Annotated in this window: 13 protein-coding genes; 6 read left to right on the top strand and 7 right to left on the bottom strand. The window is 67.1% G+C overall.

The annotated features are described in order from the left end of the window. The first annotated feature begins 170 nt into the window (after positions 1-170). Entirely contained in the window at positions 171-1,127 is a 957-nt protein-coding gene (locus A5625_RS14185) for an LLM class F420-dependent oxidoreductase (RefSeq protein ID WP_066994617.1), read from the top strand. On the opposite strand, the gene A5625_RS14190 is transcribed toward A5625_RS14185, so the two are convergent. Genes A5625_RS14190 through A5625_RS14210 form a run of 5 tightly spaced genes read right to left on the bottom strand, consistent with a single transcriptional unit; the run spans position 1,124 to position 7,358 of the window. Continuing rightward, positions 1,124-1,957: an oxidoreductase gene (locus tag A5625_RS14190; RefSeq protein WP_066994619.1), complete on the bottom strand. Its 834-nt coding sequence runs from the start codon at positions 1,955-1,957 to the stop codon at positions 1,124-1,126. The genes A5625_RS14185 and A5625_RS14190 overlap by 4 nt on opposite strands. A gap of 19 nt (positions 1,958-1,976) precedes the next feature. Next, positions 1,977-2,855, bottom strand: a complete 879-nt coding sequence (gene ppk2 / locus A5625_RS14195) for a polyphosphate kinase 2 (protein WP_066994623.1) — start codon at positions 2,853-2,855, stop codon at positions 1,977-1,979. Positions 2,856-2,886: 31 nt separating this feature from the next. Beyond that, entirely contained in the window at positions 2,887-3,552 is a 666-nt protein-coding gene (locus tag A5625_RS14200; RefSeq protein ID WP_197516106.1) for a nitroreductase family protein, read from the bottom strand. Positions 3,553-3,566: 14 nt separating this feature from the next. Next, positions 3,567-5,084: an Hsp70 family protein gene (locus A5625_RS14205; protein WP_066994629.1), complete on the bottom strand. Its 1,518-nt coding sequence runs from the start codon at positions 5,082-5,084 to the stop codon at positions 3,567-3,569. 9 nt (positions 5,085-5,093) lie between these two features. Continuing rightward, a complete protein-coding gene (locus A5625_RS14210) occupies positions 5,094-7,358 on the bottom strand; it encodes a carbon starvation CstA family protein (RefSeq protein WP_066994632.1) in 2,265 nt (754 codons plus the stop codon). A 92-nt stretch (positions 7,359-7,450) separates the two neighbouring features. Between A5625_RS14210 and A5625_RS14215 the strand changes: the two genes are divergently transcribed. After that, positions 7,451-8,728: an ATP-binding protein gene (locus tag A5625_RS14215; RefSeq protein WP_066994635.1), complete on the top strand. Its 1,278-nt coding sequence runs from the start codon at positions 7,451-7,453 to the stop codon at positions 8,726-8,728. A gap of 11 nt (positions 8,729-8,739) precedes the next feature. Here A5625_RS14215 and A5625_RS14220 read toward each other — a convergent pair whose 3' ends face one another. Further along, positions 8,740-10,269: an ATP-dependent DNA ligase gene (locus tag A5625_RS14220; RefSeq protein WP_066994638.1), complete on the bottom strand. Its 1,530-nt coding sequence runs from the start codon at positions 10,267-10,269 to the stop codon at positions 8,740-8,742. Positions 10,270-10,380: 111 nt separating this feature from the next. On the opposite strand from A5625_RS14220, the gene A5625_RS14225 reads away from it, so the two are divergent. Together A5625_RS14225 and A5625_RS14230 are read left to right on the top strand one after the other, a co-directional pair. Then, positions 10,381-11,139, top strand: a complete 759-nt coding sequence (locus tag A5625_RS14225) for an SDR family NAD(P)-dependent oxidoreductase (protein ID WP_066994641.1) — start codon at positions 10,381-10,383, stop codon at positions 11,137-11,139. A gap of 176 nt (positions 11,140-11,315) precedes the next feature. Further along, on the top strand, positions 11,316-13,490 hold the full coding sequence (locus A5625_RS14230) for an acyl-CoA dehydrogenase (protein ID WP_066994644.1): 2,175 nt from the start codon (positions 11,316-11,318) through the stop codon (positions 13,488-13,490). Here the strand turns inward: A5625_RS14230 and A5625_RS14235 are convergent. Next, on the bottom strand, positions 13,487-13,834 hold the full coding sequence (locus A5625_RS14235) for a Zn-ribbon domain-containing OB-fold protein (RefSeq protein ID WP_066994645.1): 348 nt from the start codon (positions 13,832-13,834) through the stop codon (positions 13,487-13,489). The genes A5625_RS14230 and A5625_RS14235 overlap by 4 nt on opposite strands. Before the next feature lie 59 nt (positions 13,835-13,893). On the opposite strand from A5625_RS14235, the gene A5625_RS14240 reads away from it, so the two are divergent. Together A5625_RS14240 and A5625_RS14245 are read left to right on the top strand one after the other, a co-directional pair. Further along, complete coding sequence (locus A5625_RS14240) at positions 13,894-15,087, top strand: thiolase family protein (protein WP_066994649.1); 1,194 nt, start codon at positions 13,894-13,896, stop codon at positions 15,085-15,087. 18 nt (positions 15,088-15,105) lie between these two features. Beyond that, complete coding sequence (locus A5625_RS14245) at positions 15,106-16,563, top strand: FadR/GntR family transcriptional regulator (protein ID WP_066994652.1); 1,458 nt, start codon at positions 15,106-15,108, stop codon at positions 16,561-16,563. The last annotated feature ends 33 nt before the right edge of the window (positions 16,564-16,596 follow it).

Raw genomic sequence — 16,596 nt, forward strand, 5'->3', positions numbered from 1 at the left:
GCCCCGATCAATGCGAGGTGGCCGGCAGTTCCCAGATGCCGGCGTCCCGGTGCCGCCAAGCGGCAAACCCCCGGTCGGCGAAATCTCTGAGCAGATGGCCGGTTTCAGTATCCGTGACGGGTCCGCTGTCGACGATGCATAAGCAGGCGTTGAGCGGGTAGCCCGGCGCCATGACCAAGATCGGATACTTTCTTTCCTGCGAGCAATTCGGCCCCAAGGAGCTGGTAGACCAGGCCAAGCGCGCCCAGGATGCCGGATTCGACGCGCTGTGGATCTCGGACCACTATCACCCCTGGAACGACGAACAGGGCCAGAGCCCATTCGTATGGGGAGTGATCGGTGCGCTGTCGGAAGCGACGTCACTGCCGGTCAGCACCGCCGTCACCTGTCCGACCATCCGAATCCACCCGGCGATCATCGCGCAGGCGTCGGCCACCGCGGCCGTGCAGCTCGACGGACGCTTCGTACTCGGAGTCGGCAGCGGCGAGGCCCTCAACGAACACATTCTGGGCGATCCGTGGCCGTCGGCCGGTGTCCGGCTCGAGATGCTGGAGGAGTCGGTCGACGTCATCCGCAAGCTGCACAAAGGTGGCGAGGTGAGTCACCATGGCAAGCACTACGAGGTGCAGGAAGCGCAGGTCTACACCCGGCCCGAGCAGCCGGTGCCGATTTACGTCTCCGCGTTCGGCCCGCAGGCCGTGCAACTGGCGGCCCGCATCGGCGACGGATACAGCATCGCCATGCCCGACGGCGAGTTGGTCAAGCAGTTCCGGGAGGCCGGCGGCGGTGACAAGCCGGTGCAGGCGGGCACCAAGGTGTGCTGGGACCAAGACCCCGACGCCGCGCTGAAGACGGCGCACCGATTGTGGGGCAACGAAGGACTGCCCGGTCAGACATCGCAAATCCTGCCCCGCCCCAAGGATTTCGCGACCCTCATGTCGCTGGTGCCACCCGAGACGGTGGCCGAGAGCGTCACCTGCGGCCCGGACCCCGACCAGCACATCGCCCAGGTCCGCAAGTACATCGACGCCGACATCGACGAGATCTATGTACAGCAGATCGGTCCCGACATGGAGGGCTTCTTCGCGGCCTGGGAACAGGCCGTATTGCCCCAGCTGCGCGGCTAGAGGTCAGCGAAGTCGGTGCCGCTGGTGAGCGTTTCCCACCGCCGGATCTCGTCGGCCCGCGCGTCCGCGGTGTAACGATAGGCGGCCAGCGCATCGGGCCCGAGCAACAGAAACGCCGGGGGCTCAAGCGATTCGACCGCGGCGATGATGGCGTTGCCTGCCTTGGCGGGGTCGCCGGGCTGGTTGCCGTGCATGGTGTCGTTCTCTTTGCGCCGCCGCCCGGCGGTGCCGGCGTAGTCATCGATGACGGTGGCCGACTGGATCAGTGAGCGTCCGGCGAAATCGGTGCGGAACGCACCCGGTTCGATGATGGTGACCGAAATACCCAGCGGCATAAGCTCACCGCGAAGGGCTCCGCTCATGCCCTCGACCGCGGCCTTGGCCGCCGAGTAGTAACCCGACCCCACCGGCGTCAACTGGGCGCCGATCGAGGAGATGTTCACGATCGCCCCGCTGCGGCGTGCCCGCATGCCGGGGAGTACGGCCTTGATCATGGCGACGGTGCCGAAGAAATGCGTCTCGAACAACGCGCGCACGTCGGCGTCGTCGCCTTCCTCGACCGCGGCGCGATACCCGTAGCCGGCGTTGTTGACCAACACGTCGATATGGTCGAAACGCTGCAGCGCCTGCTGCACGGCCGCGGCGATCTGGGCGGGGTCGGTGACATCGAGGGCAACGGCGAGCACCCGCGAGGGCGCGGACTCGGCCAGGTCGGCGACCGCGGCCGGGTCACGCGCGGTGACGACGGCGTTGTGGCCGGCGCCGATGACAGCCTCGGCCAGCGCACGCCCGAGACCGGTCGAGCATCCGGTGATCAGCCACGTGGACATAACAGCCGTCTCCTTTCGATCAGTCGGTCAGTGCCCGGCCCACTATCAACGGGTCGGGCTCGCCGACCACCTCATCGTCCTTGTCGGCGTAGTCGGCTTTGGCGAGCACGTAGCGCATCGCATTGATCCGGGCACGTTTCTTGTCGTTGCTTCGGACCACCACCCAGGGGGCGTCGTCGGTATCGGTCGCCTCGAACATCGCTTCCTTCGCCGCCGTGTAGTCGTCCCACTTATTCACCGACTCCATGTCCATCGGGGAGAACTTCCACTGCCGCACCGGGTCGACCAACCGGATGGCAAACCGGGTGCGCTGCTCGGCCGGCGACACCGAAAACCAGAACTTGGTCAGGTTTATCCCATTGTCGACCAGCATCTGTTCGAAAAGCGGTGCCTGCTCCATGAATTCGGTGTATTGGTCCTGGGTGCAAAATCCCATCACCCGCTCCACACCGGCCCGGTTGTACCACGAGCGGTCGAACAACACCATCTCCCCGCCGGACGGCAGATGGCTTATATACCGCTGGAAATACCACTGCGTCTTCTCCTGGTCGGTCGGTTTCTCCAGCGCCACCACCCGCGCGTTGCGCGGGTTGAGGTGCTCCATGAACCGCTGAATTGTCCCGCCCTTCCCAGCGGCGTCGCGCCCCTCGAACACGATCACCTGTCGGCCGCCGGTGCGCTTGTTGTGCTTCTGCAGCTTCAGCAACTCAACCTGTAATCGCCGTTTCAGCCGCTCGTACTCGTCGCGCGGCATCCGGTGGTCGTAGGGGTACCGTTCGCGCCACGTTTCGATGTGCTTGCCGTCTCGGTCCAGTAGCACAGGATCGTCGTCATCGCGGTCGTCGACCGTGTACCCGTGGTCGGGGGTCGACAGCGCGTCCAAATCCATGTCGGTCATAGTTCGACGCTATCGCTGTTGTGGTGGGCCCTCACCCCTCAAAGGCCGGACCGTCGAATCGATCACGAGTGATGAACTCTGAGACCGGCCGGCGACGCAGCTTGGTCAGCTGGCGCACCGGTCTACCGAGCGGCACGACGGCGGCCACCGCATGCAGGTCGGGGATGCCCAACAGTTGGCGGACTTGTTCTTCGGCCGCGATCGCCATCGTGGTGAGGGTGCCGCCGTAGCCCTCGCTGCGCGCGGCGAGCAAGATGTTCCAAATCAGTGGATACACCGATGCCCCGCCGGCGACGCCGACCCGGTCCAGATTCTGATCGATCGCGGCGACAACGGATAGGTCCACCGAAACAACAAGGACCACAGGAGCTTTCGCAATCGGCGCCACGAACGTGTCGGGAATCTCGGTCGCGTCGATGACCTCTTGCGGGACCGCGCTGGGATGGACTGAATTCCAAGGGTTTTCACCTGCCCGCAGCTGTGCGACATAGCGGCGAGCGGCGGTCTTGCCGAGTTCGGCCAGCTCGCGCCGAATCTGTTCGTCGCGTACCACGGTGACGTGGGCGCCTTGTCTGTTGCCGCCGCTGGGCGCGAACCGGGCATTGTCGAAAATGCGTCCCAGCACCTCGTCGGGCAGCGGGTCGTCGGTGAATTCGCGTGCCGCGAAAGTTGTTCGCATCACGTCATAAAGCTGCATGGTGGGCTGGCTCATCAACTCGCGGACGCGCACCGCTCCAGGCGGAATGTTCGTTCGAACCCGGCCGGCTGCGTCGTCAACGTCACTTCCACCGCACCGTTGGGGGCGATGACGTAGCGCTCTTCCACGTCGGGCCCGTCCGGCCAGCGGCCGACCGGCTGTCGCCTGAGGTCCTCCCGGTCGTAGAGGGCCGGGTCGAACGGAAACAGCACCGCGTCATAGGGCGTGACGTCGCCGTCGGGCCGCCCATTGACCAGGCGGCTGCATTCGACGAACCGGAAGTGTCCGATGTTGTGTGCCGCTCGATATTTCCGTCTCACCACCAGCGGGGATTTCCCGTCGGCCGGAAGCGAAACGTCCTTGCACACGATCGGGTCGAAGACGACGCCGGCGCCGGCCTCGGCCTCCCGGAAAACGCCGAAGTTGCGCGAGAAGCGTTCGGACAGTGCGAAACCGGACTCCTTGTCGAGGAAGACGGCAAGACCGATGGCCGTGGCGGCGAACGGGTGCGGCGAGCGTTTCACCCGCTTGTCGCCGAAGGTGCTGCGCAGCATGCGGGACACCAGCGGGAAACCGCCCGCGCCGCCGACGACGTAGATGCCCGCCACCTCCGACCACTTCACCTCGTTGCGGCCTCGCGCCGGGTCGTGCAGGACCCGGTTGAGCAACTCCATCGTCTGGTCGACCAGCGGCGCGCACGCCTCGTAGACGTCGTCGATGGGGCAGGAGAACGGCGGGCGGTCGACCGCGGACAGGTCTACCAGAAAGCGGCGGGTCTGCGGGCCGACGGCCTCCTTGCGAGCGGCGCATTCCTCGGCCAGCAGGTTGCGCTTGGCAGCATCGACGCCGGACAGCTGCGCCCCGGACAGCACCAGCTCGAGGATCGCCTCATCGAAGTCGTCACCACCGAGACGCTGGATGCCCTCGCTGATGACGACTTCGTTAGCGTGCCCGGTCATCTTCAGCAGCGACGCGTCGAAGGTGCCGCCACCGAGGTCGTAGATGAGTACGTACTCCCGCTTGGCGGTGATCGTGGAGCGGTACCTGTGCGCATACTCGAGGCTCGCCGCCGAGGGCTCGTTGAGCAGTGCGACGACATGGAATCCCGCTGCCACGTAGGCATCCAGCGTCAGCAGGCGCTGGGCGCTCGACGCGTTGGCCGGCACGCTGATGGCGGCTTCGATGGCTTCGCCCGGGGCCACCGTGGCGTTCGAGTGCCGCTGCAGATCGGTTTTCAGCTGGGCCAAAAAACCTGTGAGAAGATCGGCCAGCCGATAGTCACGCCCGGCCAGGGTGACTTCGGTCTGCGGTCCGGCGTCGTTGAGCAAGCGTTTGAACGAGCGCAGCACCGACCATCCCGGTTCGTGACGGACGGCGGCAGCGTCGGGGCCGAAGCGCAATTCCCCGGCGGCATTAGCGGCGATGATCGACGGCCACGCGTCCACTCCGTCGAAGGAGACGACGGGATAGTTGCCTCGGTCGACGGCCGCAACGACGGTGTGGGTGGTGCCGAAGTCGATGCCGACTCTCATCGCGCAAGTTTAGGACCGCGACGCGGGCTTGGGCACGACCTTTTGGCCCGGCGCGTCCCAACGCCGTTGCAACTCACGCTCGGCGGCGGTGGCGATCAGACCCGACGGCGCGAAGAACTTCGACGGCACCGGGTCGTCCTCGGTCAACGGTCGGCCGGATCCGCGAATTGCCCCGAGTGCGACCACGACTCCGGCGATCAACACGATGATGACGGTCAATGCGAAGAGGATGGACAGCGTGCCCTGGATGAAGGTGTTCCTGATGACGTCGTCGAGCTGATGGGGGTTCTTGGCCGATCCGAACGACGTCTTACCGGCGGTCCTGGCGGCCAGGTACTGGAAATGCTGCGTCCAATAGCCGACGGCCGGATCCTCGGAAAAGACCTTCTGCCACGAGGCGGTCAGGGTGACCGCCAGATCCCACAGTAGGGGTATGCCGGGGATCCAGACCCACTTCAGTAGGCCCTTCTTGATGACGATGACGGTGATGACGGTCAGCGCGATCGCGGCGAGCAGCTGGTTGGCGATGCCGAACAGCGGGAACAGCGTGTTGATGCCGCCCAGCGGATCGGTGACACCCATCAGCAGGATGCTGCCCCATCCCGCGGCCACGGCCAGGCTGCACAGCCAGACGCCCGGGCGCCAACTGGGGTTGCGCAGTTTGGTGAACGGGCCACCCAGATTGCTCAGGGCATCGGAGAGCATGAAGCGGGCGACCCGGGTGCCCGCGTCGACGGCGGTCAGGATGAACAACGCCTCGAACATGATCGCGAAGTGGTACCAGAACGCCTTGAGACCGGCGCCGCCGAACACCCGGTACAGCACCTCCGACATGCCGACCGCCAGCGTCGGCGCGCCGCCCGTGCGTGACACGATCGACTTCTCGCCGACGCTGGTGGCCGCCGCGGTGAGCTGATCCGCGGTCGCCGGGGAGCCCGATAACCCGAGTCCGTTGACGTAGTGCGCGGCGGTGGCGGCGGTACCGCCGGTCTGCGCGGCCGGGGCGTTGAGCGCGAAATACACGTGCTGGTCCAGGATCACCGCGCTGACCAGCGCCATCACCGCGACGAACGATTCGGTGAGCATGCCGCCGTAGCCGATGAAGCGCATCTGGCTTTCCTTCTCCAGCAGCTTCGGCGTGGTGCCCGACGAGATCAGCGCATGGAATCCGGACAGCGCGCCGCACGCGATGGTGATGAACAGGAACGGGAACAGCGAGCCGGCGAACACCGGTCCGTCGCCGCGAGAGGCGAAGTGCGACACCGCGGGCGCCTGCACGAGTGGCCGCGCGACGCAGATGCCGACGGCGAGCAGCGCGATGGCGCCGACCTTCATGAACGTCGACAGGTAGTCGCGCGGCGCCAGCAGCAACCACACCGGCAGCACCGATGCCACGAAGCCGTAGCCGACGATCAACCAGGAGACGGTCACCGGGGACAGGTTCAACCACGAGGCGCCCCACGAGCTTTCGCCGACCCAATTGCCAGAACCGACCGCGAGCAGCAGCAGCGCGAAGCCGATCAGCGACACTTCGGCGACCCGGCCGGGACGCAGGAACCGCAGATAGCAGCCCATGAAAAGGGCGATGGGGATCGTCATCGCGATGGAGAACACGCCCCACGGGCTCTGGGCCAGTCCGCGCACCACCACCAGCGCCAGCACCGCGATGATGATCACCATGATGACGAGAACGCCGACCATCGCGGCCACGCCGCCGATGGCCCCGAGCTCGTCGCGGGCCATCTGGCCCAGGGAGCGTCCCCGCCGCCGAGTGGAGATCCACAGCACCAGGTAGTCCTGCACGGCGCCGGCGAACACCGCTCCGATGACGATCCAGATGCTGCACGGCAGGTAGCCCATCTGGGCGGCCAGCACCGGCCCGACGAGCGGTCCGGCCCCGGCGATGGCGGCGAAGTGATGACCGAACAGCACCCGACGGTCGGTCGGCACGTAATCGGTGCCGTCGTCGAAAACCTCGGCGGGCGTGGCGTGGTCGTCGCGCGGGCGGACGATCTTCAACTCGATCAGCCGGGCATAGAAGCGGAAACCGATCAGGTAGGTGCAGATCGCCGCGATCACAAACCACACCGCGTTCACCGTCTCACCGCGGGCGAACGCGATGATCGCCCAGGCGACGGCACCGAGCACCGCGATGACCGCGAACACGACCTTGTGCCGCAGGGTGATGGGGGAGCGGTCGATGATTGCGACGGGTGGCAAGTCGTCGTGGGTGTGGATGTAGCTGACGTCTTTTTGTTGCTCTGTGACTGCCACGGCGGAAACCCTACGCGCGCTGAACGAACTGCGCCTGTTGTGGATACAGCGCACCCATGGTCACAACGAAACCCGGGCATTACCGTTGTCTGATGCCGTTGTGGCGACTGCGCGACTACGACGACGACGACTTGGATCAGGCCATTCAAATCTGGGACCAAAGCCGCAATCCGGGGTCGGCGGAGCCGGTGTTTGCGGTCGCCGAGGTGGTGGCGGCCGCCCGGTCCGGCCAGCCGGCGGTGGTCGCCGAGGTGGGCGACGAAGTCGTCGGCATGGCCGTCGCGCGGACCGACGGCGAACGGGCGTGGGTGCTGTTGGTGGCCCTGGCGTCGCGGTGGCGTCATCGCGGTATCGGCAGCGCACTGCTGGCCGATCTGGAACGGCGGCTGCGCTCGGTGGGGGTGCGCAAAATCTGCACCATCCTTCCAGAGGGCGCGACCGGTTCGACGGCTCTGGAAAATTCTGGCTACACCCGCCGTGACGGGCTTGTGTACTACGAGATGGTCGAGCACCTGCGGCCCGATCAGGCCAATATGCTTGCCGCGCTGGGCGGGCGGTTGCTGCCGACAGGCCTGTGGCAGGAACTTGCCGGGATGGAGCAAGAGAAGCAAATCATCGAACAATGCATCATCGCCCCGCTGGCCCACCCCGATATCGCCGACCGCTATGGGGTCCGTCCGCCCAAGGCCGTCATTTTGTTCGGCCCGCCCGGGACCGGGAAAACCAGCTTCGCCAAAGGTATTTCGTCGCGGCTTGGCTGGCCGTTCATCGAGCTCTTTCCGTCCCGGCTGGCGGCGGTTGCAGATGGCGGTTTGGCGGCGTCGCTTCGCGAAGTGTTCGGGGAACTGGCCGAACTCGATGAGCTGGTGCTGTTCATCGACGAAGTCGAGGAGATCGCGGTCGCGCGCACCGGTGCGAGCAACACCGAAACCGGCGTCACTAACGAACTGCTGAAACTCATCCCGTCATTTCGTGAACACGACGGGCGTCTGCTGGTGTGTGCTACCAATTCGGTCCAGTCACTGGACTCGGCATTCTTGCGGCCCGGGCGCTTCGACTATGTCATTCCGGTGGGCCCACCGGATGAGCCCGCCCGCGCGGCTGTGTGGAAACGCTATCTCGGCGACGGCGACTCGGCGATCGATGTCGACCAGCTGGTCGCGGCGACGGAGCTGTTCACTCCCGCCGACATCGAATTCGCCGCCCGCAAGGGAGCCCAGGTGGCCTTCGATCGTGAAATGGCGCATGGCCGGGGAGAGCCCGCGACCACTGACGATTACCTGAAGGCCATCGGCGATGTCCGGCCGACGTTGACAGCGACGATCCTGGCCGAATTCGCCGACGACAAAGCAAGATTCGCAAGACTCTAGTTGCCGCATGATCAATAAAGCGCGCGCACGGCGTCGATGGTGTCGGCTTCTGCGGGACTCTTGTCGTCGCGATAACGCACCACGCGGGCGAACCGTAACGCCAGACCGCCGGGGTAGCGCGATGACTTCTGCACGCCGTCCAACGCGATCTCCACCACCTGCTCGGGTCGCAGGTGCACGACGTAACCGTCTGTCCCGCCGACCGCGAGTTCGCTGAATCGGGCGGTCTGCCAATCCAGCATGGCGTCCGTCATGCCCTTGAAAGTCTTTCCCACCATGATGAATTCGCCGGTAGCGGGGTCACGCGCGCCCAGGTGGATGTTGGACAGTTTGCCGCGGCGCCGCCCCGAACCCCACTCCACCGCCAGCACCACCAGATCCAGCGTGTGCACCGGCTTGACCTTCAGCCAGCCCGCCCCGCGGCGACCCGCCTGGTATGGCGCGTCCAGCGCCTTGGCCATCACGCCCTCGTGGCCGGCGGCCAGGGTCGCGTCCAGGAAGCTGCGAGCCTGCTCGGGGTCCGAGGTGAGCAGCCGGTCGACCCGCTGCGCCGGGGGCACCAACGCGTCCAGGGCCGCCAGCCGGTCGGTGGTCGGAGCGTCGAGCAGGTCAACGCCATCGCGGTGCAGGATGTCGAAGAAGAACACTGAAAGTCGCTGCGCGGCAAGGGCTGCAGCGATATCGACCGAGCGGCCGAACCGTGAGGCGGTGACCTGGAAGCGCTGCGGTCGGTTGTCCGGCCGCAGCGCGATCGCCTCACCATCGGCGATAAGCTGGTCGACCGGCAGGGCCAGCGTCGCCTCCACCACCTCGGGCAGCCGGGCGGTCACGTCGTCCAGGCTGCGGGTATAGACAGTGACTTGGTCACCGGCGCGGTGGATCTGCACTCGCGCCCCGTCCAGCTTGGCTTCGAAAATCGCCTGCCCGCCATGGCGTTCAATCGCGTCGGCCACGCTGGTGGCTGTCTGCGCCAGCATCGGACCAACCGGCCGTCCGACCCGCAGGGTGAAGGCGTCGAGCGCGGCGGCTTCACCGGACAGGGCTGCCGCTGCCACCGACGGCAGGTCGCCGCCCAGCATCGCGGCGCGTTGAACCGCGGCGCCCGGCATTCCGGCGGCCTTGGCCACCGCGTCGGTCATGATCCCGGCCAGTGCACCCTGGCGCAGTTCGCCGCTGAGCAGTCGGAGTAGGAAGGTCTGCTCGGTGTCGCTGGCGGCGGCGAACAAGGTGTTCAGTAGCGCGGCGCGGCGCGCCTGAGCGCCCTTGCCCGACACCGCGCCGATTTCGGAGAAGGTGGCGTCGACCCCGGTGACGGTCAGCGTGGCCGCTGAGGCGGCCGGCGGGCGTGAACGCAACGCCGCCCAGCCGACGCCGATCTGGCGTTGCCGCAACTCACCGGAGAGCCACGACACGATGATGGCCACCAACGTGGCGTCCGGCGCCGCGCGCTGCAGCAGACCGGCGATGTGGGCGACTTTGGAAAGCCGCGACGACGTGCTCCCGACGTCGGTTGACGTCGTTGCCACGTCGAGAAGGAGCACGGTTGTCAGCTTGGCATGGCTCGGTGACAGCCCTTGGGAACGGACACGCTAGCGTGCCTACGTAACGTTACAGATTGCTAGGGATCTGACAACCGAAAGGGAGACGTCCGGATGGAGATCAACGGGAAGAAGGCCGTCGTCATCGGCGGCGCATCGGGCATGGGGCGCGCCACGGCGGAACTTTTCGCCGCGCGTGGTGCGGATGTCGCCGTCCTCGACCGCGAGGGGTCCGACGGTAAAGCGGTTGCCGAGGGCTTTGGCGGTGCGTTCTACCCCGTCGACGTCACCGACTTCACCGGCACCGAGGAGACGCTGCAGACCGCGGTCGACAAGCTCGGCGGCCTGCACGCGATCGTCACCACCGCCGGCGGGGGCATCGCCAAGCGGACGATGACCAAGTCCGGTCCGCACGATCTCGAATCCTTCCAGTCGGTGATCGACCTGAACCTCGTCGCTTCCTTCAACATCAGCCGGCTGGCCGCCGCGCATATGGCCAAGAACGAGCCCGAGGACGAGGAGCGCGGCGTCATCATCAACACCGCCTCCATCGCGGCCTTCGAGGGCCAGATCGGGCAGGTCGCCTACACCGCCGCCAAGGCGGGCATCGCGGGCATGTGCCTGACCATGGCGCGTGACCTGGGCTCGCTGGGTATCCGGGTGCTGGCGATCGCGCCCAGCCTGTTCGCCACCGGCTTGACCCAGGGCATTCCGGACGAGTTCGCGGCGGCGCTCACCAAGGACGCGGCCTTCCCCAAGCGCCTCGGCCGCCCCGAGGAGTACGCGAAGCTGGCCGCCGCCATCGTGGACAACCCGATGCTCAACGGCCAATGCCTGCGACTGGACGCCGGACAGCGGTTCGCGCCCAAATAGACGCCCCCCGTTGGGGCCCTCCTCGCATTAAGTACACTCTTTAGGCAGCCGCCCCGCTTCCCCTCGAAGCGGGGCAGGCCACCCAGCTTCAGCTCCGACGATGCGGACCGCGCAGCGGTCCGGGGAGTGGCGGGGCAATCACACCCGGCTGGCATGCGGCGCGAGGAGGGCCCCTCATGGGTATCGCAATAACCGACGACCATCGTGAACTCGCCGAAGTAGCCCGCGGGTTCTTGACCTCGCAGAAGGTGCGCTGGGCGGCACGCTCGCTGCTCGACGCCTCGGACGAGCCTCGCCCCGGGTTCTGGCAGCACCTGGTCGAGCTGGGGTGGCTGGGCCTGCACGTCGACGAAGAGTACGGCGGGTCGGGCTTCGGGCTGCCGGAACTGGTGGTGGTGATCGAAGAACTCGGTCGCTCGGTGGCGCCTGGGCCATTCGTGCCCACCGTGATCGCGTCCGCGGTGGTCGCCAAAGACGGTACCGCCGAACAGAAGTCGCGGCTGCTGCCCGGCCTGATCGATGGAACCGTCACGGCGGGCATCGGGTTGGACAGCCGGGTGCAGGTCAACGACGGCGTGGCCGAGGGTGAGGGCGGAATCGTCTTGGGCGCCGGGCTTGCCGAGCTGCTGCTGATCGCCGCGGGCGACGATGTGCTGGTGCTCGAGCGCGGCCGCGACGGCGTCTCGGTCGAGGTGCCGGGGAACTTCGATCCGACGCGGCGATCCGGACGCGTTCGGCTACAGAACGTGCGTGTCTCCGACGACGACATCCTGGCGGGGGCGCGGCAATCGGCACTGGCGCGGGCCCGCACCTTGCTGGCCGCCGAGGCGGTGGGCGGGGCGCAGGACTGCGTCGACACCGCCGTCGAGTACGCCAAGGTGCGCCAGCAATTCGGGCGCACCATCGCCACTTTCCAGGCGGTCAAGCATCACTGCGCGAACATGCTGGTCGGCGCGGAGTCCGGGATCGCCGCCGTCTGGGACGCTGCCCGTGCGGCGTCCGAGGATGAGGAGCAGTTCCGGCTGATCGCCGCGGTGGCCGCGGCGTTGGCCTTCCCCGCCTATGTTCGCAATGCCGAGCTCAATATCCAGGTACACGGCGGCATCGGCTTCACCTGGGAGCACGACGCGCATCTGCACCTGCGCCGGGCGGTGGTGACCACGGCGCTGTTCGGCGGCAGTGGCCCTCAGGCACCGGCCGCCGACGTCTTCGAACGCACCGCCGCCGGCGCCGTCCGGGAAAACAGCCTCGACCTGCCGCCGGAAGCAGAAAAAATGCGCGCCTCCATCCGCGCCGACGCCACCGAGATCGCCGCCCTGGACAAGGAGGCTCAGCGCGACAAGCTGATCGAGACCGGCTACGTGATGCCGCACTGGCCTAAGCCGTGGGGGCGCGCCGCCGACGCCGTCGAGCAGTTGGTGATCGAGGAGGAGTTCCGCGCGGCCGGCATCAAGCGGCCCGACTACGGAATCACCGGCTGGGTGATCCTGACACTCATCCAGCACGGAACTCCTTGGCAGATAGAAAGGTTCGTGGAGAAGGCGCTGCGCAAGGACGAGATCTGGTGCCAGCTGTTCTCCGAGCCCGACGCGGGATCGGATGCGGCGTCCATCAAGACCAAAGCCACCAGGGTCGACGGCGGCTGGAAGATCAACGGTCAGAAGGTGTGGACCAGCGGTGCGCACTACTGCGCGCGCGGTCTGGCCACCGTGCGCACCGACCCCGACGCTCCCAAGCACGCCGGCATCACCACGGTGATCGTCGATATGAAGGCACCCGAGGTCGAGGTGCGGCCACTGCGGCAGATCACCGGCGGCTCGGACTTCAACGAGGTCTTCTTCAACGACTTGTTCGTCCCCGACGAGGACGTCGTCGGGACGCCCAACTCCGGGTGGACCGTCGCGCGCGCGACGCTGGGCAACGAACGGGTCAGCATCGGCGGCAGCGGCTCGTTCTACGAGGGCCTGGCCGACCAACTGGTGCAGCTCACCAACGAACGGCCGGACCGATTGGCGGGCGGGCGAATTCGAGTGGGGTCATATCTCGCCGATGAGACCGCGCTGCGACTGCTGAACCTGCGGCGCGCCGCACGCAGCGTCGAGGGTGCGGGTCCCGGCCCGGAGGGCAACGTCACCAAGTTGAAGCTGGCCGAACACATGGTGGAAGGCGCCGCGATCATGGCGGCGCTGCTGGGTCCCGAGGTCGCGCTGACCGACGGTCCCGGCGCACTGTCCGGCCGGTTGATGATGGGAGCCCGCGGCATGGCGATCGCCGGCGGCACATCGGAAGTGACGCGCAATCAAATCGCCGAGCGGATCCTGGGTATGCCGCGTGATCCGCTGATCAACTAACCCGCGCGCCAGGCCGGCGCGAATTGCGCCGCGCCGCCGCTACCTCGTTCCGGCCGGAGATCGACGGGCATTCCGCAGGTCACCGAATCCGGTTCGCAGTCAACGATATTGGCGGCCACCCGCAGACCGCTCTGCTCGACGAGCTCGACGATGGCGATCACGTAGGGGGTGGGGATCTCCGGGTTGTACGGGTGATGGTTGACCGTATAGGTGAACACGGTGCCCCGCCCGGAAACCGCTCGCGCGACCAGCGAGCCCCCGCACTCGCGGCATTCGCCGCTCGCCGGATGCACCCAGCGCGCACAGTCGTCGCAGTACTCGATGAGCAGCGCCCCGTCTGACACGACGAATACAGTACACTCAATTGATTCGATGCAGGGATGTGGTCTGACGGGCGGTGTGTATGACGCATTTCGAAAAAGACGCGATCTTGTCCGGCATCGGGATTTCACGCATCGGCCGCCGCACCGGCATCCCGGGCCTGGAGCTGACCATGGAGGCGGTGCGCGCCGCCATCGACGACGCAGGCCTGGCGGCGACGGACATCGACGGTATCGCCACGCTCGGTGACACACCGGCGGCGGACGTCAACGCCCAACTGCGTATCGATGCCGCGGACTGCGGGTCGGGCTTCGGCACTGGCGGCCTGCTTTCACCGGTGATGTCGGCATGCCGCGCGGTGGCCGAACGCCGTGCCCGCCATGTCGTGGTGTATCGGACCATTCAGATGCTCGGCGGCACCGTGCCAGTCAAGCAGGAAGAGAACGCGCCCGCCCCGCCGCTGGCGCGGATGTTCGAGACACCCGAAGGCGAGCCGAAGCCGGCCGTCGGTGCGATGGACGACGTCAACGATCTGGTTGCGGCACACGCATATTCGGCCGCCAACTGGCTGGCGCTCAACTGCCGCCGCCACATGGAGCTGTACGGGACCACCAAAGAACAGCTGGGCTGGATCGCGCTGAACGGCAGGCGCAACGCGGCACTGAATCCTCGTGCGGTCTACCGGGATCCGATGACGATGGCCGACTACCTGGGCGCGCGGCTGGTATCCACCCCGCTCGGGTTGCTGGACTGCGACGTCCCGATCGACGGCTCGATCGCGGTGGTGGTGTCGCATCGGGACTATGCCGCCGACTGTCCACACCGCGCGGTGAAGGTGGAAGCCATCGGCGGGTCCGACGGCGCCGGCGGCTGGTTTCACCGCGAGGACTACCCGAAGATGGCGATGTCGGATGCCGCGGCGCAGATGTGGTCGCGGACAGAGCTGACACCCGCCGACCTCCAAACCGCTCAGCTGTACGACGGATTCACCTATCTCACGCTGGCCTGGCTGGAAGCCCTTGGCATCTGCGGCGACGGCGAAGCCGGACCCTTCGTCGAGGGCGGCACCCGCATCGCCCGGGACGGCGACCTGCCGCTGAACACCTACGGCGGTCAACTCTCGGCCGGACGCATGCACGGCTACTGGGCGCTGCACGAAGGCTGCCTGCAGCTGCGCGGCGACGCGGGGGAGCGGCAGATATCGCGGCGCCCGGAGGTCGGCGTCGTCTCCGTCGGCGGCGGGCCCGTCGCGGGGTGCATGCTACTCACCTGCTAGTCGAGCGATTGAGCCCAGATGAGTGAGGAGCCAAGGACCGGCCAGGCGGACAAGCTCGCTTCGATCCTCGCCCGGGACATCGAAGCCGATATCGTCCGCCGCGGCTGGGCGATCGGCGAATCGCTGGGCTCCGAGCAAGCTCTGCAGCAGCGCTTCGGAGTGAGCCGGTCGGTGCTGCGCGAGGCCGTTCGCCTGGTGGAACACCACCAGGTCGCCCGGATGCGCCGCGGCCCCAACGGCGGGTTGTACATCTGCGAGCCCGATGCCGGGCCCGCCACCCGGGCGGTAGTCATCTATCTCGAATACGTCGGCACCACACTGGGCGATTTGCTCAACGCGCGTCTGGTGCTCGAGCCGCTGGCGGCCTCGCTGGCCGCCGAGCGCATCGACGAGGCCGGCATCGCACGGCTGCGGGCGGTGCTGCATGCCGAGGAGCAGTGGAAGCCCGGTTTACCGGTACCGCGCGACGAGTTCCACATCGCGCTGGCCGAGCAGTCCAAAAACCCGGTGCTGCAACTGTTTATCAACATTCTGATGCGGCTGACCACCCGCTACGCCTTGGCGTCGAGAGCGGATTCGGCAACCGAGGCCTTAGAGGCGGTCGATCATCTGCACGCACACCATTCGAAGATCGTCGCCGCCGTCACGGCCGGTGACTCAGCGCGCGCCAAGACGCTGTCCGAGCGGCATGTCGAGGCGGTGACCGGCTGGCTGCAACAGCACCACGCCGGCAGCAAAAGCCGCGGGCGTACGACGCCTCGACGGCTCGATTCCGAGGCACCGCGCGGCAAGCTTGCTGAACTGCTGGCCGCCACCATCGGCGACGACATCGCCGCCAGTGGTCGGCGGGTGGGTTCGGTGTTCGGTACCGAGACGGCCCTGCTGGAGCGCTACCGGGTGAGCCGCGCGGTGCTGCGCGAAGCGGTGCGGCTGCTCGAGTATCACTCGATCGCCCACATGCGCCGCGGACCCGGCGGCGGACTCGTCATCGCCGAACCTGCCGCACAGGCCAGCATCGAAACGATCGCCTTGTACCTGCAGTACCGCGACCCGAGCCGGGAAGACCTGCGCTGCGTCCGCGACGCCATCGAAATCGACAACGTCGCCAAGGTCGTCAAGCGGCTCGGCGAAGCGGAAGTGGCGGAGTTTCTGGCCACCCACCGGTCCGGCCTGCCGGAAAACTCCCGACACACCCCCGACGACGTGCGGCACGCCATCGCCGAGGAGTTCAACTTCCACATCGGACTCGCCCAGCTCGCCGGCAACGCGCTGCTGGATCTGTTCCTCCGGATCATCGTCGAGTTATTCCGCCGGCACTGGTCGAGCACCGGTCAGGCGCTACCGACCTGGTCGGATGTGCAGGCTGTGCACCACGCTCACCTGCGGATCGTCGACGCGGTCGGGGCCGGCGACGAGGGCGTCGCCTGCCATCGCCTCCGCCGCCATCTCGACGCGGCCGCCTCCTGGTGGCTGTAGGCAAGCGATTCGAAGGCAGCCCCGAAGAAGTGA

It is taken from the genome of Mycobacterium sp. 1465703.0 (assembly GCF_001672975.1).
Classification (GTDB): Bacteria; Actinomycetota; Actinomycetes; order Mycobacteriales; family Mycobacteriaceae; genus Mycobacterium.